The organism is Ralstonia sp. SET104, from assembly GCF_003851545.1.
Classification (GTDB): Bacteria; Pseudomonadota; Gammaproteobacteria; order Burkholderiales; family Burkholderiaceae; genus Ralstonia.
The window spans coordinates 57,772-78,461 of record NZ_BHVX01000017.1 but is presented as its reverse complement, the minus strand read 5'-3'; the positions used below and the strand labels follow the sequence as shown (position 1 = coordinate 78,461).

General features: G+C 63.8%; 21 protein-coding genes. 9 read left to right on the top strand and 12 right to left on the bottom strand.

Annotated elements, in window-relative coordinates:
- Positions 1 to 34 precede the first annotated feature (34 nt).
- Both PSUB009319_RS19245 and PSUB009319_RS19240 read left to right on the top strand, forming a co-directional pair.
- The gene (locus PSUB009319_RS19245) at positions 35 to 1,651 is read left to right on the top strand and encodes a S41 family peptidase (RefSeq protein ID WP_124383804.1); all 1,617 of its coding nucleotides are present in this window, start codon (positions 35 to 37) and stop codon (positions 1,649 to 1,651) included.
- 69 nt (positions 1,652 to 1,720) lie between these two features.
- Complete coding sequence (locus PSUB009319_RS19240) at positions 1,721 to 2,470, top strand: molybdopterin-synthase adenylyltransferase MoeB (protein ID WP_124383803.1); 750 nt, start codon at positions 1,721 to 1,723, stop codon at positions 2,468 to 2,470.
- 66 nt (positions 2,471 to 2,536) lie between these two features.
- On the opposite strand, the gene bfr is transcribed toward PSUB009319_RS19240, so the two are convergent.
- From bfr to PSUB009319_RS19190, 10 genes are all read right to left on the bottom strand, one after another.
- Entirely contained in the window at positions 2,537 to 3,016 is a 480-nt protein-coding gene (bfr, locus tag PSUB009319_RS19235) for a bacterioferritin (protein WP_124383802.1), read from the bottom strand.
- A gap of 135 nt (positions 3,017 to 3,151) precedes the next feature.
- Complete coding sequence (locus PSUB009319_RS19230) at positions 3,152 to 3,427, bottom strand: bacterioferritin-associated ferredoxin (protein WP_124383801.1); 276 nt, start codon at positions 3,425 to 3,427, stop codon at positions 3,152 to 3,154.
- Between the two features lie 230 nt (positions 3,428 to 3,657).
- Positions 3,658 to 5,409, bottom strand: coding sequence for a phosphoenolpyruvate--protein phosphotransferase (ptsP, locus tag PSUB009319_RS19225; RefSeq protein WP_124383800.1), 1,752 nt, complete (start codon positions 5,407 to 5,409; stop codon positions 3,658 to 3,660).
- A 44-nt stretch (positions 5,410 to 5,453) separates the two neighbouring features.
- A complete protein-coding gene (locus tag PSUB009319_RS19220; RefSeq protein WP_124383799.1) occupies positions 5,454 to 5,723 on the bottom strand; it encodes an HPr family phosphocarrier protein in 270 nt (89 codons plus the stop codon).
- Positions 5,692 to 6,147, bottom strand: coding sequence for a PTS sugar transporter subunit IIA (locus PSUB009319_RS19215; protein WP_124383798.1), 456 nt, complete (start codon positions 6,145 to 6,147; stop codon positions 5,692 to 5,694). Before PSUB009319_RS19215 ends, PSUB009319_RS19220 begins: the two co-directional genes overlap by 32 nt.
- A 119-nt stretch (positions 6,148 to 6,266) precedes the next feature.
- Positions 6,267 to 7,247, bottom strand: coding sequence for a glutathione synthase (gene gshB, locus PSUB009319_RS19210; protein WP_124383797.1), 981 nt, complete (start codon positions 7,245 to 7,247; stop codon positions 6,267 to 6,269).
- Between the two features lie 30 nt (positions 7,248 to 7,277).
- Positions 7,278 to 8,573, bottom strand: a complete 1,296-nt coding sequence (gshA, locus tag PSUB009319_RS19205) for a glutamate--cysteine ligase (protein ID WP_124383796.1) — start codon at positions 8,571 to 8,573, stop codon at positions 7,278 to 7,280.
- A gap of 412 nt (positions 8,574 to 8,985) precedes the next feature.
- Positions 8,986 to 10,512: an ammonium transporter gene (locus tag PSUB009319_RS19200; protein WP_124383795.1), complete on the bottom strand. Its 1,527-nt coding sequence runs from the start codon at positions 10,510 to 10,512 to the stop codon at positions 8,986 to 8,988.
- Between the two features lie 30 nt (positions 10,513 to 10,542).
- Positions 10,543 to 10,881, bottom strand: a complete 339-nt coding sequence (locus tag PSUB009319_RS19195; RefSeq protein WP_124383794.1) for a P-II family nitrogen regulator — start codon at positions 10,879 to 10,881, stop codon at positions 10,543 to 10,545.
- A gap of 46 nt (positions 10,882 to 10,927) precedes the next feature.
- The gene (locus tag PSUB009319_RS19190) at positions 10,928 to 11,743 is read right to left on the bottom strand and encodes a TorF family putative porin (protein ID WP_124383793.1); all 816 of its coding nucleotides are present in this window, start codon (positions 11,741 to 11,743) and stop codon (positions 10,928 to 10,930) included.
- Between the two features lie 533 nt (positions 11,744 to 12,276).
- On the opposite strand from PSUB009319_RS19190, the gene PSUB009319_RS19185 reads away from it, so the two are divergent.
- The 5 genes from PSUB009319_RS19185 to PSUB009319_RS19165 all read left to right on the top strand — a co-directional run bounded on the left by PSUB009319_RS19185 (position 12,277) and on the right by PSUB009319_RS19165 (position 17,982).
- Positions 12,277 to 12,534, top strand: a complete 258-nt coding sequence (locus tag PSUB009319_RS19185) for an accessory factor UbiK family protein (RefSeq protein WP_124383792.1) — start codon at positions 12,277 to 12,279, stop codon at positions 12,532 to 12,534.
- Positions 12,535 to 12,703: 169 nt separating this feature from the next.
- The gene (locus PSUB009319_RS19180; protein WP_124383791.1) at positions 12,704 to 13,216 is read left to right on the top strand and encodes a DUF1269 domain-containing protein; all 513 of its coding nucleotides are present in this window, start codon (positions 12,704 to 12,706) and stop codon (positions 13,214 to 13,216) included.
- 378 nt (positions 13,217 to 13,594) lie between these two features.
- On the top strand, positions 13,595 to 15,043 hold the full coding sequence (locus PSUB009319_RS19175; protein WP_124383790.1) for an alkaline phosphatase family protein: 1,449 nt from the start codon (positions 13,595 to 13,597) through the stop codon (positions 15,041 to 15,043).
- A 15-nt stretch (positions 15,044 to 15,058) separates the two neighbouring features.
- The gene (locus tag PSUB009319_RS19170) at positions 15,059 to 16,264 is read left to right on the top strand and encodes an alkaline phosphatase family protein (protein ID WP_124383789.1); all 1,206 of its coding nucleotides are present in this window, start codon (positions 15,059 to 15,061) and stop codon (positions 16,262 to 16,264) included.
- A gap of 185 nt (positions 16,265 to 16,449) precedes the next feature.
- Complete coding sequence (locus PSUB009319_RS19165; RefSeq protein ID WP_124383788.1) at positions 16,450 to 17,982, top strand: YifB family Mg chelatase-like AAA ATPase; 1,533 nt, start codon at positions 16,450 to 16,452, stop codon at positions 17,980 to 17,982.
- A gap of 4 nt (positions 17,983 to 17,986) precedes the next feature.
- Here the strand turns inward: PSUB009319_RS19165 and PSUB009319_RS19160 are convergent, their stop codons facing one another.
- Positions 17,987 to 18,628, bottom strand: a complete 642-nt coding sequence (locus PSUB009319_RS19160) for a LysE family transporter (protein ID WP_124383787.1) — start codon at positions 18,626 to 18,628, stop codon at positions 17,987 to 17,989.
- 105 nt (positions 18,629 to 18,733) lie between these two features.
- Positions 18,734 to 19,303 carry a hypothetical protein gene (locus PSUB009319_RS19155; protein WP_124383786.1) on the bottom strand — a complete coding sequence of 190 codons (570 nt, stop codon included), beginning with the start codon at positions 19,301 to 19,303 and terminating at the stop codon, positions 18,734 to 18,736.
- Positions 19,304 to 19,414: 111 nt separating this feature from the next.
- Here PSUB009319_RS19155 and PSUB009319_RS19150 point away from each other — a divergent pair, with 111 nt between their 5' ends.
- Positions 19,415 to 19,930, top strand: coding sequence for an O-acetyl-ADP-ribose deacetylase (locus tag PSUB009319_RS19150; protein ID WP_124383785.1), 516 nt, complete (start codon positions 19,415 to 19,417; stop codon positions 19,928 to 19,930).
- 103 nt (positions 19,931 to 20,033) lie between these two features.
- Positions 20,034 to 20,594, top strand: coding sequence for a TlpA disulfide reductase family protein (locus PSUB009319_RS19145; protein ID WP_124383784.1), 561 nt, complete (start codon positions 20,034 to 20,036; stop codon positions 20,592 to 20,594).
- Positions 20,595 to 20,690: the final 96 nt, after the last annotated feature.

Here is a 20,690-nt window from a genome sequence, read left to right as displayed (position 1 = left end):
GTTTATCTACTGTTCCCACGTCCACGCTCGACACATGCGAACCTCGCTCAAGAACATCAGCTTGATCGCCATCGGCCTCGTCACCGGGGTTCTGGCGACGCTCCAGCTCTCCGCCACCGCGCAGAACGCGACGGTCGGGCCGCTCCCGCTGGAGAAGCTCAGGCTCATGGCCGACATCTTTGGCCAGATCAAGCGCGAATATGTCGAGCCGGTGGACGACGACAAGCTGCTGACCGAAGCTATCAAGGGCATGGTCGCCAGCCTCGACCCGCATTCGGCCTATCTCGACAAGAAGGACTTCCAGGAACTGCAGGAAGGCACCCAGGGCCGCTTCGCCGGTCTGGGCATCGAGATCTCGCAGGAAGAAGGCCTGGTCAAGGTGATCAACCCGATTGAAGACACACCCGCCTTCCGGGCCGGCGTGCAGCCGGGCGATCTGATCACCCGCATCGACGACAAACCCGTGCGCGGCATGCCGCTGGAGCAGGCCGTCAAGCGCATGCGCGGCGCGCCGGGCACCAAGGTCACGCTCACCATCTACCGCAAGAAGGAAGAGCGCACCTTCCCGCTGACGATCACGCGTGCGGAAATCCAGGTGCAGTCGGTCAAGGCCAAGATGCTGGACAACGGCATCGCGTGGGTGCGCATCACCAGCTTTCAGGAACGCACCGTGCCGGACTTGGCCAAGAGGCTCAATGACCTGGCAAAACAGGACGGCCACCTCAAGGGCGTGATCCTGGATCTGCGTAACAACGGTGGTGGCGTGCTGCAAGCCGCCGTGGGCGTGTCGGCCGCATTCCTGCCGCCGGATGTGACGGTGGTCTCGACCAACGGCCAGGTGCCGGATGCCAAGCGCACGTACAAGACAACCTTCGCCAACTACCGTTTGAGCAACTTCGACTCCGATCCGCTGGTCGGCCTGGACCCCGAGTTCAAGACCGTGCCGATCATCGTGCTGACCAACGCCTACACAGCATCGGCATCGGAAATTGTGGCCGGCGCGCTGCAGGATCATCACCGCGCCAAGACGATGGGCAAGACAACCTTCGGCAAGGGCTCGGTGCAGACGGTGCGTCCGCTGTCCAACGACACCGGCATCAAGCTGACCATCGCGTACTACTACACGCCGTCGGGCAAATCGATTCAAGCCAAGGGCATCCGCCCGGATATTCCGGTTGATCAGAACCCTGACGGCGACCCGGACGACGCGCTGATCACCCGCGAAATCGATACCGAGCGCCACCTGCACAACAAGCAGGAATCGGAAGAAGCCGAGATGACCGAGCGCGAGAAGCGCCGCGTGGAAGAGCTGCGTCGCCTGGAGGAAGAAAACGCCAAGAAGACGCCGGAGCAGCGCGAGAAGGAGCGGAACAAAAAGCCGATCGAATTCGGTTCGGCCGAAGATTTCATGCTGCAGCAAGCTGTTGCCGATCTGAAGGGGCAGCCGGTCAAGCGCTCGAAGTCGGTGCTGGAAGCCGCGGCTGCCGCGGTGCCGGACAAGGCGGTGAAGTCGCCGGCGGCCAAGGAATCGAGCGCCCCGGCCAAGCTGCCCAAGGGCAAGATCGCCCCGGCTTCCGAGCCGGCCGCACCGAAACCCAATGTTCCGGCCAGCGGCGTGCAACCCGCACCGGAACCCACCGGCGCCCGTTAAGACACCTGCCGGCAAACGCTGGCAAACTTATGAGGCCGTGCACTGCACGGCCTTTTTCATTGCAACACCATGAACGACGACCAACTGCTGCGCTACTCCCGCCATATCCTGCTCGACGAGATCGGCATCGAGGGGCAGACACGCCTGCTTGAAAGCCATGCATTGGTCATCGGCGCGGGCGGGCTCGGCGCTGCGGCCCTGCCCTATCTGGCGGCGGCAGGTGTCGGCACGCTCACCATCGTCGACGACGACACGGTAGACCTGACCAACCTGCAGCGCCAGATCATCCACACCACGGAGTCGGTCGGGCAGCCGAAAGTGGCATCGGCATACGCGGCCATCGCGCGGCTGAACCCCGAGGTGCAGGTCAATGCCGTGCAACGTCGGATGGATGCGGATGGCCTCGGCGCGCTGCTCGATGGCGTGAGCGTGGTGCTGGATTGCTCCGACAACTTCGCCACGCGCCAGTCCGCCAACCTCGCCTGCGTGCGTGCGGGTGTGCCGCTGGTGTCGGGCGCTGCCATCCGCTTCGATGGGCAGATCAGCGTGTTTGACAGCCGTGCCGGCGGCCCCTGTTATGCGTGCCTGTTCTCACCTGACGAACCCGCGCCCGACATAGCCTGCGCGACGATGGGCGTGTTCTCGCCATTGGTGGGCATGGTGGGCACGGTGCAGGCCGCCGAGGCACTCAAGCTGATTGCCGGTGTAGGCCGCTCGCTTGCTGGGCGCCTGCTGATGCTCGACGGTCTGTCAATGGAATGGACGACGATGCGCATCGCACGCCAGCCCTCATGCCCCGTCTGCGGCGGCGCTCACTGAATCGCCGGAATGCGCGCAACAAAAAAGGAGGCCAAGGCCTCCTTCTTTTTTTCCGACTGACGAGGCTTACTCGCCCTCAGGCTCCATCTGCGATTGCAGGTAGTTCTGAATGCCAACCTTGTCGATCAGTTCAAGCTGCGTTTCCAGCCAGTCGATGTGCTCTTCGGTGTCATCCAGAATGTCGACCAGAATCTCACGGCTGACGTAGTCCTTGACTGATTCACAGTAAGCGATGCCTTCGACCACGGTACCGTGTGCGGCGCGCTCGAGCTTCAGGTCGCACTCAAGGATTTCCTTCGTATCCTGGCCGATGAAAATCTTGCCGAGATCCTGGAGGTTAGGCAGGCCGTCGAGCATCAGGATGCGCTCGATCAGGCGATCGGCGTGCTTCATCTCGCCGATCGACTCCTTGTATTCGTGGTCCCCAATGCGCTTGAGCCCCCAGTGGCCGTACATGCGCGCGTGGAGGAAATACTGGTTGATGGCGGTCAGCTCATTCTTGAGCTGCGCGTTCAGATATTGGATGACCTTCTTATCGCCTTTCATTCTTGGGCTCCTGCGGGTGATGGACGCACGCAAACGTCCGTTCAAGGCGAGCCCTGTGCCTGACCAGCAAGCAACAAATGCCACCGAGGCTTAATGCCCGGGCGGCAATTCGCGGCGACAGAGAAAGAAGGGAAATCAGGCAGCCAGTGCCCCGGCAGCAACGGCCTGGTCATTGGCGACGGGCTCGTCGCGATGCTCGATTATGGCATGCGTGCTGGCGCGGCCCAACACCTGATCGACGGGGATGCAGCTCACTGCTTCGGCCAGCACCTGCTTGGCGCAGTCCCGGCACTGTCCGCAGCATGTACCCACGCCGAGCGTTTCGGCGAGCTCGTCCATCGTCGACACGCCCAGACGGGCGGCGCCATGGATTTCGCGGTCGGTCACTTGATTGCAGATGCAGACGTACACGGGGCTTCCTCCGCTGCGCTCCGAACGCGCAGTGAAACCAGAATAACAGAGAATGGTAATGAGAACAATTCTTGTTCTACTCCATTTCGCGGGGAGGGTCATGCAAGTGCACGCGCGCCGTCTTTTTATCAAAAGACGTGCAATTTCAATCACTTAACTAAGGAATCGCCCGAGAGAAGCGACGCGCCGGCGCGACAGTCGATGTGGCCGGCGCTTTAGGAACGCACTGTTCAGGCCCGCGCCAGCGCGTCGAGCGCGTCTTCGACTTCAGCGGGCTCACAGGCGTGCAAAAGACGATCGGCCTCACGCATCAGCCGCGAGCGGTCCGACCGCAGGATCTGTTGCTTGACGCTCAGCAGTTGCGACGGATGCATCGAGAACTCGGTGAGACCCATGCCGAGCAGCAAGCGCGTCATGGTGGCGTCGCCGGCCATCTCGCCGCACACCGACACCGGTTTGCCTGCCTGGTGCCCTTCGCGGATGGTGCGTGCGATGAGCTGCAGCACCGCCGGATGCAGCGGGTCGTACAGGTGTGCGACCGCATTGTCAGCGCGGTCGATGGCGAGCGTGTACTGGATGAGATCGTTCGTACCGATCGACAGGAAATCCATGCGGCGCAGGAACACCGGCAGGATCAGCACGGCCGCCGGAATCTCGATCATGGCACCGACTTTGATGCTCGGATCGTAGGCCACGCCCTCGGCGTCGAGCGAGGCTTTGGCGCGTGCCAGCAACTCGAGCGTCTGGTCGATCTCGCGCGCGTGCGCAAGCATCGGCACGAGAATCTTGATAGGCCCAAACGCCGATGCTCGCAGCAGCGCGCGCAACTGCGTGAGGAACATCGCCGGCTCCGACAGCGACCAGCGGATTGCGCGCAAGCCCAGAGCCGGGTTGGGCGCGGTCTCGAACACATCGTCGCGGATGTCCAGCGGCTTGTCTGCGCCGATGTCGATCGTGCGGATCGTGACGGGCAGACCCATCATCGATTCAACGGCGGTTCGGTACGCGCGGAACTGTTCTTCCTCGTCCGGCAGCGCGCCGCGCCGGTTCATGAAGAGGAATTCGGAGCGAAACAGGCCCACGCCCACGGCACCGGCTTTGACCGCAGCGACCGCATCTTCCGGCATTTCAATGTTTGCCTGCAGATCGATCTGCGTGCCATCGAGCGTGACGGTGGGTGTGTGGCGCAGGCGTTCGAGACGCTTTTTCTGCAGCTCGCCCTCGCTGCGGCGGTGGCGGTATTCCTCGAGGATGGACGTGCTCGGATCAACGATCACGATGCCGTTATCGCCATCGATGACGATGATGTCGTCCTGGCGGATCAACGTGCTGGCGTTGTGCACGCCCACGGCCGCCGGAATGTCGAGGCTGCGCGCCACGATGGCGGTGTGCGAGGTGCGCCCGCCCAGGTCGGTCACGAAGCCGGCGAAGGTCTGGCCCCGGAATTGCAGCATGTCGGCCGGCGCAATGTCGTGCGCCACGACGATCATGCCAGCGTCCGGATCGCAGCCGACTGCCACTGGCGCGGGCGCCAACGCTGGCGCGCCAGCCAGCACCTTCAGAATGCGCTCGACGACCTGCTCGATGTCGGCTTTGCGCTCGCGCAGGTATTCATCTTCAATCTCGCCAAACTGGCGGATCAGCTCTTCAAGCTGCGTGGTGAGCGCCCATTCTGCGTTGTAGCGGCGCTGGCGAATCAGCGTCTCCGGCACCTGCGAGAGCAACGCGTCGTCCAGGATCATCGCGTGCACGTCGAGAAAAGCGCCCATCTCTTCGGGCACATCGGTTGGCAGGTCGCGCTTGAGTGCAGCCAGTTCAGCGCGCACGGTGGCGCGGGCGCTGCGCAGGCGCTCGACCTCGGCGTCGAGCTTGTCTTCATCAACCAGGTAGTGCGACACATCGAGCGCCGCACGCGCCAGCATGTGGGCACGGCCGATGGAGACACCGCGCGAAACCGGAATACCGTGCAGGGTAAAAGGCATAGAGCGCTGGACGGAGCGGCGTTGAAGTGAGTGCGTCGGGCGGGTTATTCGCCTTCGCCGAAGCGGTCGTTGATGAGCGCGACGAGATCATCCATGGCGTCGTGCTCGTCGGGGCCTTCGATCTCCAGCGTGACGGTGGAGCCGATGCCCGCGGCCAGCATCATCACACCCATGATGCTCTTGGCGTCGACCTGACGGCCGTTGCGCGACATCTTGATCTGGCTGTCGAACTTGCTGGCGAGCTGCGTGAGTTTGGCGGAAGCGCGGGCATGCAGCCCGAGCTTATTGATGATGGTGATATCCCTCTGCAGCATATTTGTCCGGATGGTTGGCAACCTGGTTCTGAACGGCTGTCGAGCCGACCTGCAGTACGCCTTGCGCGCCGCCGGCCAGGGCCTTTGCGGCAAGTTGTTCGAGTTTTTCAGAGCGATAACAGATAGCGCGCACGAGCATCGGCAGGTTCACGCCGGCCAGCACGCGTACCCGGCCCGGATCGGCCAGGCGCGAAGCGATGTTGGCGGGCGTCGCCCCAAAGATGTCGGTCAGCACCAGCGCGCCGTTGCCCTCGACGAGTTCGGCGAGCTTGTCGCGCGCCTGGGCCAGCACGGCAGCCGGGTCGGCATCGGGCAGGACGTCGATTGCATCCAGCCGTTCAGGCTGGCCGCAATACACGTGTGCAGCGCAATCGCGCAGTGCGCTGGCCAACGGCGCATGAGCGATGATCAGAATCCCTGCCATGATCGAAAAGCGAATCGGTATAAGCCCGATTGTATCAGGGGCATTTGTGGCAATCATGCGCCCACGTAGCGAATCTCCCCCTTGTGGAGGACCCTCAGCAGAGGGGCTACCTGCGCACCTCAGGCCGGCTTGCGCCCCAATGCGCTGGTCTTACCCGCTGCGCGCTCCAATGCGTCGATGAACATCCCGGCCACGTTAAAGCCCGTCTGCTGCGTGATTTCCTGAAAGCAGGTCGGGCTGGTGACGTTGACTTCGGTAAGGTAATCCCCAATGACATCCAGGCCGACCAGCAGCAGGCCACGCTGCGACAGCACCGGCGCAAGTGCATGCGCAATCACCTGATCGCGCTCGGACAACGGCTGCGCCTTGCCCGTACCGCCGGCAGCCAAATTGCCGCGCACCTCGCCGGCCATCGGAATGCGTGCCAGCGAATGCGGCACCGGCGATCCGCCGATCAGCAGGATGCGCTTGTCGCCCTCGCGGATGGCAGGGATGTACTGCTGCGCCATGATCGTGCGTGCGCCGTTGTTGGTCAGCGATTCGATGACCGCACCGAGGTTCATGCCATCCGGCCCGACGCGGAAGATGCCCGCGCCACCCATGCCGTCAAGCGGCTTGAAGATGACGTCGCCCTGCTCGGCGTGGAATTCACGCAGGCGCTTGGCATCGCGTGACACAACGGTCGGCACCGTGAACTCACGGAACTGTGCGATGGCCAGCTTCTCGGAGTGATCCCGAATAGCCTGCGGCTTGTTGAACACGCGTGCGCCTTGCCGCTCGGCGATCTCCAACAGCCACGTGCTGGTGACGTACTCCATGTCGAACGGCGGGTCCTTGCGCATCAGCACGGCATCAAAGCCGGTGAGCGGCAGCAGGCGTGCATCGCCGGCGCGGTACCAGTCGTGCTCATCGTCTTCCTTGCCGGTCAGGGCAATGGGCATGGCGACGGTTTCCACCACGTTGTTCGCCAACGTGAGTTGCGACTGCAGACACGTGTAGATGGCGTAACCGCGCGCCGCCGCCTCGCGCATCATCGCGAAGGTGGAATCCTTGTAGATCTTGAACGTCGACAGTGGATCGACGATGAACAGGATGCGCATAGCGATTCCTCTACAGCGTGGTACGACTGATCAGATCAGCGGGTTCGGGTCGGTCTTCTCGAGTTCGAGCGACGCGGCCAGCAGGGCCAGGCGCGCCACCACGCCATACATGTAGAAACGGTTCGGCTCGCCGGCGCCCGGCTTGGCGTGGCTGTCCGGCAGCGAGTTCGATGCAAACGGCAGCGGCACGAAATGCATACCTGGCGCATTGAGATTCTCGTCTACGCCGCGGCCCGTGTGAACCCGGTAAAAGCCGCCCACCACGTAGCGGTCAATCATATAGACGACGGGCTCGGCCACGGCTTCGTTGATCTTTTCAAAGGTGTGCACGCCTTCCTGCACAATCACCTCGGAGACCTCCAAGCCTTCCTTGACCACGCTCATCTTGTTGCGCTCCTTCCGGTTCAGGCCTTTGACCTCGGAAGGATCGCGCACCGTCATCACACCCATGCCGTAGGTGCCGGCGTCAGCCTTGACCACCACGTATGGGGTCTCATTCACGCCGTATTCCTTGTACTTTTTGGCGGTCTTCTTGAGCACAGTCTCAACCGCATGGGCGAGTTCGTCCTCGCCGGCGCGCTCGTGGAAGTCCAGGCCACTGCACTTGGTGAAGTACGGGTTGACCATCCACGGGTCAATGTCGATCAGTTTGGCGAACTTCTTGGCCACCTCGTCGTAGGCGGCAAAGTGGTTCGTCTTGCGGCGCTGCGACCAGCCCGCGTGCAGCGGCGGCAGCAGGTATTGCTCGTTGATGTTCTCGAGGATGGGCGGCACACCGGCTGACAGATCGTTGTTCAGCAGGATCGAGCAGGGGTCGAAATCCTCCATGCCCAGGCGACGGCCCTTGGTGCCGATACGCTTGAGCGGTTCGACCACAAGGCGCTGGCCGTCGGGCAAATCGATCGGTGTCGGCTCAGTGATGTCTTCGGAGAGTGATCCAAGTCGCACATTCAAGCCAGCCTGGCGCATGATCTGCGACAGGCGCGCCACGTTCTGCAGATAGAACATGTTGCGTGTATGGCGTTCGGGAATCAGCAGGAGGTTCTTGGCGTCGGGGCAGATTTTCTCGATGGCGGCCATGGCGGCTTGGACGGCCAACGGCAGCATCTCGGGCGCCAGGTTGTTGAAGCCCCCCGGGAACAGATTCGTGTCGACCGGCGCCAGCTTGAAGCCGGCGTTGCGCAAATCGACCGAACAATAGAACGGCGGCGTGTGTTCTTGCCACTCCAGGCGGAACCAGCGTTCGATGGCGGGCGTGGCGTCAAGAATCTTCTGCTCGAGCTCCAGCAGCGGCCCGTTCAGCGCGGTGATCAAGTGCGGAACCATACCCTTCCTATTGATGTTATTTATCGCCCACTCCGATTGTAGAGGAACAGGCAATAGCTTGCAGACAGCATGCCGACAGTGGCGGCCTATTGATATGCGGTCTGTAGGCGGTTTCGCAAGGGAAGGTGTGCGGCGGCGCACAAAGCCACACAAAAATAGCGGACAAAAAAAAGCGCGGGGCTGCCGCGCTTGGGGAATAGCCTGACAGATACGGGGAGCGTTCTGCAGGTGGAGGAAACCACGTCTGCAATGTAAGCGCCTGCATAACGAGAGGCAATTGAAGGTTTTTTACATCGGAATTAAGCCTCCCCCGGCTCAGGGGCGGCGCTGGGCGGGCGCTTGACCGGTTGAAATCGGCCGCCAACAAAAAACCCGGCGCGCGGCCGGGTCTTTTGCGGGATACGACAGGCAATCAGTCTTCGTAGGCGGTTTCGCCGTGGGATGTGATGTCCAGACCTTCGCGCTCCTCTTCTTCCGGCACGCGCAGGCCGATGACGGCATCGACGATCTTGTACGAAATGAACGCCACCACTGCGGACCAGATAACCGTGGTCGCCACGCCCTGGAACTGGATCCACAGTTGGCCGCCGATCGAGTAGCCGTCGGCCACCTTGTTGGTGACGTAATCGTAAATGCCGGTGCCGCCCAGGCTCGGCGCGGCAAACACACCGGTCATCAACGCGCCAAAGATACCGCCGACACCGTGGACGCCGAACACGTCGAGCGTGTCGTCCATGCCCAGCATGCGCTTGAGGCCGTTCACGCCCCACAGGCACAGCAGGCCAGCGAGCGCACCCAGCACGATCGAACCCATCGGGCCGACAAAACCGGCAGCCGGGGTGATGGCCACCAGGCCAGCCACGGCGCCCGATGCGGCACCGAGCATCGACGGCTTGCTCTTGCCGAACCATTCACCAAAGCTCCACGACAGCACGGCGGCGGCCGTGGCCAGCAGCGTGTTCACGAAAGCCAGCGCGGCGCTGCCGTTGGCTTCCAGAGCCGACCCGGCGTTAAAGCCGAACCAGCCGAACCACAGCAGCGCGGCACCCACCATCGTCAGCGTCAGGCTATGCGGCTTGAGTGCTTCACGGCCAAAGCCGATGCGCTTGCCGAACAGGAAGGCGCCCACCAGACCCGCCACGGCGGCGTTGATGTGCACCACGGTACCGCCCGCAAAATCCAGCGCACCCTTCTGGAACAGCCAGCCAGACTTGGCCGTCATCAGCTCAGCCGCCTTGGCATCGGTAAAGCCATCCGGACCCGGCCAGAACCAGACCATGTGGGCGATCGGCAGGTAGCTGAAGGTGAACCACAGCACCACGAACAGCAGCACCGCCGAGAACTTTGCGCGCTCGGCGAAGGCGCCGATGATCAGCGCGCAGGTAATCGCCGCAAACGCGCCCTGGAACGCGAAGTACGCGTATTCCGGCACCACCACGCCCTTGCTGAAGGTGGCGGCTACCGAGTCCGGCGTCAGGCCCTTCAGGAACAGGCGATCAAGCCCGCCGAAGAACGCGTTGCCCTCGGTGAATGCAAAGCTGTAGCCGTAGATGGCCCACAGGATGGTGATGAGCGAGAAGATGCCCATGCACTGCATCAGCACCGACAGCATGTTCTTCTTGCGCACCAGGCCGCCATAGAACAATGCGAGGCCCGGTAGCGTCATCAGAATGACAAACGCTGTGGAGACGAGCAGCCAAGCCGTGTCACCCTTGTTGGGCACGGGCGCAGCAGCGGCCGGAGCGGCAGCCGCAGCAGCGGCTGGCTCGGAAGCAGCGGCCGGAGCGGCGGCTGGCTCGGAGGCGGCAGCCGCAGCAACCGGCGCCGAAGCCTCGGCCGCCGGCTTGTCCTGTGCGGCGGCTGGCGCCGACATCACGGCGCCCGCAAGCACCGCAACGACGGCCCCAGCCGTCAGGAATCGTGTGAACCAGGTTTTCATGTTTTGACCTCTTCCTTGGCAGATTGGGGCTTATAGGGCGTCGCTGCCGGTCTCGCCGGTGCGGATGCGGATGACTTGTTCAACGTCGGCCACGAAGATCTTGCCGTCGCCGATCTTGCCGGTGCGCGCCGATTTTTCGATCGCCTCGACGGCGCGCTCGACCACGTCGTCGGGCACGGCCACTTCGATCTTCACTTTAGGCAGGAAGTCGACGATGTACTCTGCGCCGCGATACAGCTCGGTGTGACCTTTCTGGCGTCCGAAGCCTTTGACCTCGGTGACGGTAATGCCCGACACGCCCACTTCGGACAACGCCTCGCGGACCTCGTCGAGCTTGAACGGCTTGATGACGGCCATGATGAGTTTCATGCTGATTGCTCCTCAATCGGCGGCACCGGAGCACCGCCGCGCATCGTTATTGGAAAGTCTTGGTGACCGACAGCAGGGCCGTGGCCTTGCCCATGTAGTTGCCGCGCGTGTTGGTGTAGAACGCGCGCGAAGCGTTCGTATCGATGTAGGCCAGCGACGCCGCCCAGCCGTTGCCAAAGTCTTTCGTCACACCGACCTTCCAGTCGGCATACGAGGCGCGCACGGTCTGATGCGGCACTTGCTGGTAGCCGGCATGCAGGTTCAGCGTCAGGCCCCAGAAGCCGGTGTCAAAGTTGCCCGACAGGTCAAAGTACTGGCTGTGGTGCGAATCCGGCGTGCCGAACAGGTTCGAGGTCGCGTGCGAGTACTTGAACGTGACCGGGCCGTAGCCGATCTGCGCGTAGCCTTCGGTGGTGTGCGGACGCGTGAAACCGTTCGGGTAGTTGCCCGGATAGTAGTACTGCAGCACACCCACATCGATGGGCACATCCTTGATGATCTCGGTCTTGTAGCCGCCGTAGAAGTCCATCTCGATCGGCGCGGAGACATTCGAGTTCGAATCGCTCAGCCAGCTGATCGACGAGTTCCAGTTGCCAATGTAGAAGCCTTCAGGCAACACGCCACCCGGGATGGCGTAGTCAAAGCCGCCCTGGATGGCTGGCTTGTTGTTGGTCTGCATGATGCCGCGGTAGCGGTATTGGCTGGCCAGCGTGACGTTGGCTGTGAGTGCGGCCGGCGCTGGCGCGGGTGCGGCGGCCGGTGCATCGGCGGCCGGCGCGGTCTGCGCGATGGCGGATTGGCTCACACCGGCAACGGCACCGGTCAGCAGCACCAGACTGGCTGCGTACGCAAACTTCTTCATAACGGCTCTCCCCCTTTAGAAAGTCGCAACAGCAGTGGAAAAAAATTCGCACTGGTTCTGCAACTGTCATGCCAGGTGGGAGTCGCCAGATTCGGGGGAGCCCTCAAGCGAGACGCCGCGCTACGCCCACCGGGGAAACCGCAGAAAATTGGGGACGGATCGCGCCAAGCAACGCGCTCTGCCCGCCAAGGGTTGCCACGGGCGGCTTCGCACGCCACCCGCCGATACCGTCATGGCGCGATAAAAACCATGTGATAGAGTGATTTCAGCCCCATGCCATGGCCTGCAGGGCCGGGCGCAGAAACTGCGGCGACTGGCTCTGTCCCCGATTGCGTGGCGCCGCCAATGTCGCATCGCAGCGAGATTTGACGCAAGGCGTGCCGCTCAAGCCGCTCAACCGGTACCATCGCGGCCGGCAGCACCGAAACCACGCGCCAGATCCAGCCCGTCGCACCACGGCACAGCAAATCCACGCACAGTTGAGGTGCATGCACCGGCTTGGCGCAGACAGCACGACCCACGGAGCAAACAACATGAAACCGACCGATCTCTTTTCTGACTTCCAGAACCGCGTGAGCGAAGCGTTGCGCAACTCCCCGGCGGCCGACATCGAGAAAAACGTGCGCGCGATGATGACCCAGGGCTTCTCCAAGCTCGATCTGGTTACGCGCGAGGAATTCGACGTCCAATCGCAAGTACTGGCGCGCACGCGTGCCCGCTTGGAAGAACTCGAAACGCGCGTGGCAGCGCTGGAAGCGCAACTCAAGTCGACCGCTCCCGCAGACCAGTAACCCATCGCCCGGTGTTGCGGCGGACGCGCATCTTTGCTGAATCTGTGCCGACCGCCGCACCCTTGCTGCGGCGCACAGCGAAAAGATCAATGCGCCGCCTTGTTGCGGCTGGCGAACTGATCTAGAACGTCCTTAAGACGCACGCGCAACCGCGCTTGAGGAGAAGATCATGCAGCATCGCCTCTACTTCCTGATGCCGGACGTCGCCAGCGCCCGGCGCGTGATGAACGACCTCCTGCTGGCGCGCATCACTGAGCGCAACATCCATTTCGTTTCCAGGCCCGGCGTCGATCTCACCGGGCTGCACGAAGCCAACATCCTCCAGACTTCCGACATCGTCCACGCTACCCAGAACGGGTTGGTGATTGGCGGTGGTGCGGGCGTGCTGGCGGGCATCGTGGCGGCGATCTTTCCGGTGATCGGCGAAGGGCCGCAGTGGGGCATGGTCGGCATTACTACCGTGGTTGGCGCGCTGTTTGGCGCCTGGGCCTCAAGCATGATCGGCAGTTCGGTGCCGAACAGCCGCCTCAAACCGTTCAAGCAGGCAGTGGAGGATGGGCAGATCCTGCTGATGGTGGATGTGCCGCGCTCGCGTGTGAAAGAGGTACGCGCGCTGCTGCAGAAGACGCACCCCGAAGGCCATTTCAGCGGCGAAGACACGGCGATGCCGGCCTTTCCCTGAACCGATCCACCGACCACAAAACCGAAGCCTTGCGCTTCGGTTTTTTTTGCGCACGCGCGGCGCAAGCATGATCGATTCGCTACCTCGCTTTCATTTTCATTCCCGCTCCGCCATCGCATTACGCGGCAAAAAAACCACAGACCGGAAGGGGATCGGAAGGCGCCCCGTTGCGCCAGCGCACGCGCAAACCTTTGTTGTGGCGAGCACACCCCCTGCTGAAATGTGAAAAACGCGCTAGGGAAGAGTCACCTCTCCAAGCGCCATCTCTGTCAAAAACGCGCCCCGGCGCGCCGCTACTGTCCGGCCATCGCAATCACGCCCAGCGGGCGACCGATCGAGCGCGCCCATCGGTTTGGGCCGCGCGTCAGGAGAAAACGCATGACAGAAAAACAATCCCCGGAATACTTCCGCACGCGCCGACGGCTGATCGGCGCAGCCGCGGCCACGCTGGCAGGCGCAGGACTGTCTGCCTGCGGCGGTGGCGGGGCAGACGGCACGGGCAACAGCAGCAACAGTAGCGGGCCGGCCAATGCAACGCCGTCGCCCACGCCGGCTCCGGCACCCGCCTCGTCACCATTGGTCGCACCGGTCTTGCCGGACCCGCAGCAGGCGGGCATCGACCATGTGGTGCTGGTCGTCATGGAGAACCGCTCGTTCGACCATTATTTCGGCTGGCTGCCCGGTGCCGCCGGCAAGCAGGCCGGCCTGCAATTCACCGACGCGTTCGGCAATGTGCAGAACACGTTCCGCCTCGCAACCGACCCGAAATACGGCTTCCAGGGCTGCGGCTTTGCCGACCCCGACCACAGCTACGAAGGCGGCCGCACCCAACTGAACGGCGGCAAGATGGACGGCTGGCTGCGCACTGCCGACACCAACAAGACCCCCGGCGACCTGTTCCCAATCGGCTACTACCTTGCCGAAGACCTGTCGTTCTTCGGGCCCGCCGCGCAGCACTGGACCGTCTGCGACCAGTACCACTGCGGCATCCTGGCCGAGACCTATCCGAACCGCTTCTACCTGATGTGCGGCGAGACCGATCGCCTGCACAACTCAAACGCCACCTGCCAGTTGCCAACCATCTTCGACCGCTGCGCAGAGAAAGGCGTCTCCGCCAACTACTACTTCAGCGACGTGCCGTTCACAGCGCTGTTCGGCAACAAGTACCTCGGCATCTCCAAGCCGTTCGGGAGCTTCCTCACCGACGCCGCCGCCGGCACGCTGCCCGCGTTCTCCTATGTCGACCCGCGCTTCACCGGCGAGAACCCGCAAGGCATCTCCGCAGACGACCATCCGAACTCCGACATCCGCAACGGGCAAGCCTTCCTGAATCAGATCTACGACGCGGTACGCAACGGCCCAGGCTGGCAGAAAACGCTGCTGGTGATCACCTATGACGAATGGGGCGGTTTTTTCGACCACGTGCCGCCGTTCAAGCGGCCGGTTTCGGCAGCCGAAACGCTGCTGGGCAACGACGGTTATGTCGGCTTTCGCGTGCCGATGGTGCTGGTCGGGCCGCGCGTGCGGCGCGGGCATGTCAGCCACTGGCCGCTCGATCCCAGCTCGATTCACGCGCTCCTGGCGTGGCGCTTTGGCCTGAATAGTCTGGGCGCGCGTGGCGGGCTGCGGGACACGAATTCGATTGCCTACGCGCTCGATTTCAACTCGCCGCCGAACCTCACTGCGCCAGCCATCAGCGTGCCGCAAGGGCCGTTCGGCGGGCTGTGTCCCGGCTCCGTGACCGGCAGCGTCCCAGGCGTGCCCGGCGTACCCGGCGTGGGCGAACTGCGCACGATTGCCAGCGCGCTGGGCTTTCCTCTTCCCTGATCCATCGCACCTATCATGCAACGCTTCCTTTCTGACCGGCTGTCTGCCTGCCTGCTGGCCGCTGCCCTCATCTTCCTGCTGTCGGCTTGCGGCGGCGGCGGGTCTGCCGACAGTGGCATGCCCACCTCCTCTGCCGCAACAACGCCCGCCCCTGCCACACAGCCGGTGCAAGCGCCGGCCACGCCGGCATCCAGACAGATCGGCCACGTGTTTGTGATCGTGCTGGAAAACAAGGGCTACGTGCAGACCTTCGGTGCTGGCAGCCAGGCACCGTATCTTGCCAACACGCTCACGGCCCAGGGCGCGCTGCTCACGCAGTACTACGGCACCGGCCACAACAGCAACGACAACTACCTGACCATGATCAGCGGCCAGGCACCCAACGTGCAGACGCAGGCGGACTGCCAGATCTATACGGACTGGCTGGGCACCACCACCCCGGACACAAACGGCCAGGTGACCGGCAGCGGCTGCGTGTATCCGCCGGCGGTCCTGACGGTGGCCAACCAACTGGCCGCCAAGGGGCTCAGTTGGCGCGGCTACATGGAGGACATGGGCAACGATCTGACCCGCGACGGCAGCGCCACCTGTGCACACCCGGCGCTGAACGCCAAGGACGGCACGCAGACGGCCACCGCCACCGACGGCTACGCGACGCGGCATAACCCGTTCGTGTACTTCCACGCGATCATTGACAACGCCGCCGATTGCAACAGCCATGTCGTGCGCCTGGACAACCTGGCCACCGACCTCGCCAGCGCGTCCAGCACCCCGGCGTTCTCCTTCATCGTGCCGAACCTGTGCAACGACGGCCACGACGACCCGACCTGCGCCGACGGCAAGACCGCCGGGGGCCTGCCCGCCATCGACCGCTTTCTGCAGGCATGGGTGCCGCAGATCACCAACTCGCCCGCGTTCCGCAAGGACGGACTGCTGATCATCACCTTCGATGAAGCGGAGACCAACGACAGCACCGCCTGCTGCGGCGAGCCCACCGGCCCGAACACGCCGGCCCCAGGCTTGAACGGCCCCGGCGGCGGGCGTATTGGCGCGGTGCTACTCTCGCCCGCCATCCAGCCGGGCACCGTCAGCAACACGCCGTACAACCACTACGCAATGCTCAAGAGCGTCGAAGACATCTTCGGGCTGACGCATCTCGGCTATGCGGGCATGACCGGGCTGCAAGGCTTCGGCGCCGACGTGTACACGGGCTGGCATTGACACTTCGGGCAGGACCGACGATTCGCCGCCCGCACCGCGCGAATCGTCAAATTTGGCTGCAGGCTGGTACGACGGCGCAACACGGCTGGCACAGTGGCGGGCTTCGCCACCGCTACGCACTGTCACGCCATGCCACAGCTCACTGCCCCTTGCCCCACTCATGAACGCACCTGGGGGGCCGCGCGATGAGCCTGGCCGTCCTGCGTTCGCGCGCACTGTCGGGCATCGATGCGCCCGCCGTGTCGGTAGAAGTGCATCTGGCGAACGGGTTGCCATCGTTCACCATCGTTGGGCTCCCAGACACCGAGGTGAAGGAAAGCAAGGATCGCGTGCGCGCGGCCATCCAGAACAGCCGCTTCGAATTTCCGGCGCGGCGCATCACCGTCAACCTCGCACCGGCGGATCTGCCGAAGGAATCCGGGCGCTTCGACCTGGCCATTGCGCTGGGCATCCTCGCCGCCAGCCGGCAGATTCCGCACACGCACCTGGACGCGCACGAGTTTGCCGGTGAGCTGTCGCTGTCCGGCGACTTGCGGCCGATCCGCGGTGCGCTGGCGATGGCGTATGCGCTGTCACGCAATCCCGCGTCTGCTGACGGCGAAGCGTCCCTCGCCCGCGCCTTCGTCCTGCCCGCCGAAAACGCCGCCGAGGCTGCGCTCGTGACCGGCACCAAGGTGCTGCCCGCGCGCACGCTCATCGAGGTGTGCGACCACCTCAGCGCGCCCGACCGCAAGCTCGCACCCGCATTACCCGCGCCGGTGGATGCCGATGTCCGCTATCCCGACCTGGCCGACGTGCGGGGCCAGCCGCAGGCACGGCGTGCGTTGGAGGTGGCGGCTGCGGGCGGCCATTCGATGCTGATGATCGGCCCGCCCGGCACCGGCAAGTCGATGCTCGCGCAGCGCTTTCCCGGCCTGCTGCCCGACATGAGTGACGACGAAGCGCTCTCCGCCGCCGCCGTGATCAGCCTGACCACGCGCGGCTTTGATGCGCGGCGCTGGAAGGTGCGGCCGTTTCGCGCGCCGCATCACACCGCATCAGCCGTGGCGATGGTCGGTGGTGGTAATACACCGAGGCCGGGCGAAATCTCGCTCGCGCATCAAGGTGTGCTCTTCCTGGACGAATTGCCCGAGTTCGAACGCCGCGTGCTCGAAGTCCTGCGCGAACCGCTGGAGACCGGCCACATCACCATCTCGCGCGCCGCGCACCAGACCGACTTTCCGGCCAGCTTCCAGTTGATTGCCGCGATGAACCCGTGCCCGTGCGGCTATCGCGGCCATCCGTTGCGCGCGTGCCGTTGCACGCCGGATCAGGTCGAGCGGTATCAGGCGCGCATCTCCGGCCCGCTGCTCGATCGCATTGACGTACAGATCGAGGTGCCGACGCCCTCGCAGGAAGAATTGCTCGACGGCCCGCCCGGCGAGCCGACCGTGAACGTGGCCGAACGCGTGTCCGCTGCACATGCGCGGCAGATCGCGCGGCAAGGCAAGCGCAACGCGCTGCTGGCGGGCCACGAGATCGACCTCCATTGCGCCCGCACCGATGCCGCCGATGGCCTGTTGCGCCATGCGATGACGCGCTTCTCGTGGTCTGCCCGGGCCTATGCACGCGTGCTCAAGCTCGCCCGCACCATCGCCGATCTGGCGGGCGACACGCAGATCGACGCCGCACACGTGGGCGAGGCGATCCAGTATCGGCGTGGCGTAAAAGCGGATTAACTGATCAGGCGGTCTGCCGCTTCACAAAAAACAGCGCCGCACCAATGCTCATCAACATGCCGCCAAAGAAGCGGCTCTGCCAGCGCAGTGCGCGCGGGTTGCGGAACAGGCGCTGCGCGCGCGAAGCCAGCAGCGCATAGCCGTGCATGACGATCAGGTCGACAAACACCATCGTCGCCGCCAGGATGCCAAGCTGCGAGAGCAGCGGCTTGGCCGGGTCGATGAACTGCGGCAGCACGGCCACCATAAACAAGATGCCCTTCGGGTTCGTCAGGTTGGTCAGCAGACCGACCAGGAAACGACGGCGCGCACCACTGCCCGGCACTTTCACAGGTTCGCCCTCAGCGGGCTTGGCGATCTGGATGGGCGTACGCCACTGCACGATGCCCAGATAGATCAGGTACATCGCACCGACGATCTTGATGGCCGTAAAGGCGTGCTCCGAGGCAATCAGCAACGCGCCCAGCCCGGCGCCAGCAATAAACAGGATCACGACGATGCCCAGCTCCAGCCCGGCGATCGTGACCGACGTGCGGCGCACACCATGCGTCAGGCCGTGGCTCATGCACAAGATGGCGCCCGACCCCGGCGAAATGGCGATCACCCAGGCGGCCAGAAAAAACGCCAGCCAGACTTGCAACGTCATGATGGTTCCCCGTGATTTGGTGAGTTGTGTGGCGGTAAAGCAGAAGGCGACGATTGTGCACCGCCTGCGGCCAGTGCGCTTGCGCCCGCTCTGGGCCGTCGAAGCCTAGTAGGGGTGAAAGCTGGCGAGAAACTGGTCAACCTGTTCCTGCTGGCGCGCGTCGCGCGCGGCATCGCCCGATTCCAGCACGACAGCCTGGTAGGCCCGCTTGCCCGTGGCGACCACACGGGCGGTCAGCCGGCGCGGTGCAGGGTCATCTCCGCCAACGCCCTGGGCGATTAATTCCACCGCCGGTAATGACAATGGCGGTTGCGCAGCAGTTTGCACGGCGATATCGCGCGCGGTCACATTGCCCTTCAGGTTGGCCGACAGGCCGTTGCGCAGCGCCTGCACGGCGCGCTGGCGCCAGACTGGATCATCTGCAGGCAGCTCCACCACGCCGATGGCGAACAGCGTGCTGTCGACGCTGGCGGCTTGCATCATCATCGGCATGCGCTGGCCATTGATGGCGATGGGGCGGGCTTCGGCGGTGGGCTTGGCGGGGTAGTCCACAGCGTAAGCACCTTCGTTGGAATGGACCGTGCGCCAATCGTACTTGGGCGCGCAGGCCATCAGCAGTGCACACGCCGCCACGCCCAACCCCATCCGCCAGCCTGCCGTTGCCATGACTGCCACATCGCCTCCTGTAGGTTGTCGGCCCGCATCTCGGTCCGCTTCTGAGCCGCCTATTATCGGACAGAGGACAGAGATATCCGCTCTCCGCTCTTCAACTTCCAGAACCCGGCCATGCCACCCCCGACCGTCACCTTGCACGCCTTACGTGCCGACATCACCACGCTCGACTGCGACGCCATCGTCAACGCGGCCAACAGTTCGCTGCTGGGCGGAGGAGGCGTAGACGGTGCCATCCATCGCGCGGCCGGGCCGGAGTTGCTTGAGGCGTGCCGGGCACTCCATGGCTGCCGCACCGGGGAAGCCAAACTCACGCTGGGCTTTCGCCTGCCAGCGCGCCATGTCATCCACACTGTTGGGCCGATCTGGCGCGGCGGCCGGCAGGACGAGGCGGCGTTACTGGCCGCGTGCTACCGCAACAGCCTCGAACTGGCGCGCCAGCACGGCCTGCGCAGCATCGCGTTTCCATGCATCAGCACCGGGGTATACGGCTTCCCGCCGCAACTGGCCACGCCGATTGCCGTGCGTGCGGCGCGCGAGCATGGTGCAAACCTGGACACCATCACTTTCTGCTGTTTTTCCGCCGCTGACCTGGTCTTGTACGAAGCGGCCCTCACCAACAATAAGTGATGCAAGCATCGCGCTATGGACGGATTGTCGCGGCGGGCATGCGGCGCTGGCATAGCAGGCCTACAATAGAACTTTGTCTTTCCCTTTCGGACCCGTTGCCGACATGGCCTCGACCCTGACTTCCCCCGCAGCCGCAACACCCGCTACCGCCACGTCCGGCGGCCGCCGCTGGCTGCTGCCCGTAATCGTGCTGGTAGTGGCCGTGGCCGGCTGGTTCGGCTGGCGTGCGTTCTTGCCATCGCAACAGGTACCCGCCGCAACCTTCACGCTGCTTGATGGGCAAAAGCTCTCCACGCAAGACCTGAAGGGCAAGGTCTACCTCGTCAACTTCTGGGCAACGAGCTGCGCCACGTGCATCAAGGAAATGCCCAACATGGTCCAGACGTACAACAAGTACAAGGGCGAAGGCTTGGAATACGTGGCCGTCGCGATGAGCTACGACGCGCCGATGTACGTGATGAACTTCAGCCAGACACGCCAGTTGCCGTTCAAGGTGGCGATGGACGCCGACGGCTCCGCCGCCAAGGCCTTCGGTGACGTGCAGCTCACGCCAACCACCTTCCTCGTCGACCGCGATGGGCGCATCCTCAAGCGCTACGTAGGCGAGCCCGAGTGGTCGTCGTTCGACGCGCTGCTCAAACAGACGCTGGGCAAGCAGGCCTGAGCGACTCATTCCCCATCCAAACAAAGCGCCCGGCACCAACCGGGTGTTTTTGTTTTCGGACGACGCCTGTTCCACACTGAGTTCACGCTGGCCTGC

What these genes read in the sequence shown, in the direction of transcription:
- PSUB009319_RS19160 (WP_124383787.1), bottom strand. Translation starts at nt 18,628, where the DNA reads ATGACGTTGCAAGTCTGGCTGGCGTTTTTTCTGGCCGCCTGGGTGATC.
- gshB (WP_124383797.1), bottom strand. Translation starts at nt 7,247, where the DNA reads ATGCGCATCCTGTTCATCGTCGATCCACTGTCGACGTTCAAGATCTAC.
- PSUB009319_RS19200 (WP_124383795.1), bottom strand. Translation starts at nt 10,512, where the DNA reads ATGAAAACCTGGTTCACACGATTCCTGACGGCTGGGGCCGTCGTTGCG.
- PSUB009319_RS19195 (WP_124383794.1), bottom strand. Translation starts at nt 10,881, where the DNA reads ATGAAACTCATCATGGCCGTCATCAAGCCGTTCAAGCTCGACGAGGTC.
- PSUB009319_RS19220 (WP_124383799.1), bottom strand. Translation starts at nt 5,723, where the DNA reads ATGCTGCAGAGGGATATCACCATCATCAATAAGCTCGGGCTGCATGCC.
- PSUB009319_RS19175 (WP_124383790.1), top strand. Translation starts at nt 13,595, where the DNA reads ATGACAGAAAAACAATCCCCGGAATACTTCCGCACGCGCCGACGGCTG.
- PSUB009319_RS19180 (WP_124383791.1), top strand. Translation starts at nt 12,704, where the DNA reads ATGCAGCATCGCCTCTACTTCCTGATGCCGGACGTCGCCAGCGCCCGG.
- PSUB009319_RS19190 (WP_124383793.1), bottom strand. Translation starts at nt 11,743, where the DNA reads ATGAAGAAGTTTGCGTACGCAGCCAGTCTGGTGCTGCTGACCGGTGCC.
- PSUB009319_RS19145 (WP_124383784.1), top strand. Translation starts at nt 20,034, where the DNA reads ATGGCCTCGACCCTGACTTCCCCCGCAGCCGCAACACCCGCTACCGCC.
- PSUB009319_RS19240 (WP_124383803.1), top strand. Translation starts at nt 1,721, where the DNA reads ATGAACGACGACCAACTGCTGCGCTACTCCCGCCATATCCTGCTCGAC.
- PSUB009319_RS19185 (WP_124383792.1), top strand. Translation starts at nt 12,277, where the DNA reads ATGAAACCGACCGATCTCTTTTCTGACTTCCAGAACCGCGTGAGCGAA.
- PSUB009319_RS19215 (WP_124383798.1), bottom strand. Translation starts at nt 6,147, where the DNA reads ATGGCAGGGATTCTGATCATCGCTCATGCGCCGTTGGCCAGCGCACTG.
- PSUB009319_RS19170 (WP_124383789.1), top strand. Translation starts at nt 15,059, where the DNA reads ATGCAACGCTTCCTTTCTGACCGGCTGTCTGCCTGCCTGCTGGCCGCT.
- bfr (WP_124383802.1), bottom strand. Translation starts at nt 3,016, where the DNA reads ATGAAAGGCGATAAGAAGGTCATCCAATATCTGAACGCGCAGCTCAAG.
- gshA (WP_124383796.1), bottom strand. Translation starts at nt 8,573, where the DNA reads ATGGTTCCGCACTTGATCACCGCGCTGAACGGGCCGCTGCTGGAGCTC.
- PSUB009319_RS19165 (WP_124383788.1), top strand. Translation starts at nt 16,450, where the DNA reads ATGAGCCTGGCCGTCCTGCGTTCGCGCGCACTGTCGGGCATCGATGCG.
- PSUB009319_RS19150 (WP_124383785.1), top strand. Translation starts at nt 19,415, where the DNA reads ATGCCACCCCCGACCGTCACCTTGCACGCCTTACGTGCCGACATCACC.
- PSUB009319_RS19245 (WP_124383804.1), top strand. Translation starts at nt 35, where the DNA reads ATGCGAACCTCGCTCAAGAACATCAGCTTGATCGCCATCGGCCTCGTC.
- ptsP (WP_124383800.1), bottom strand. Translation starts at nt 5,409, where the DNA reads ATGCCTTTTACCCTGCACGGTATTCCGGTTTCGCGCGGTGTCTCCATC.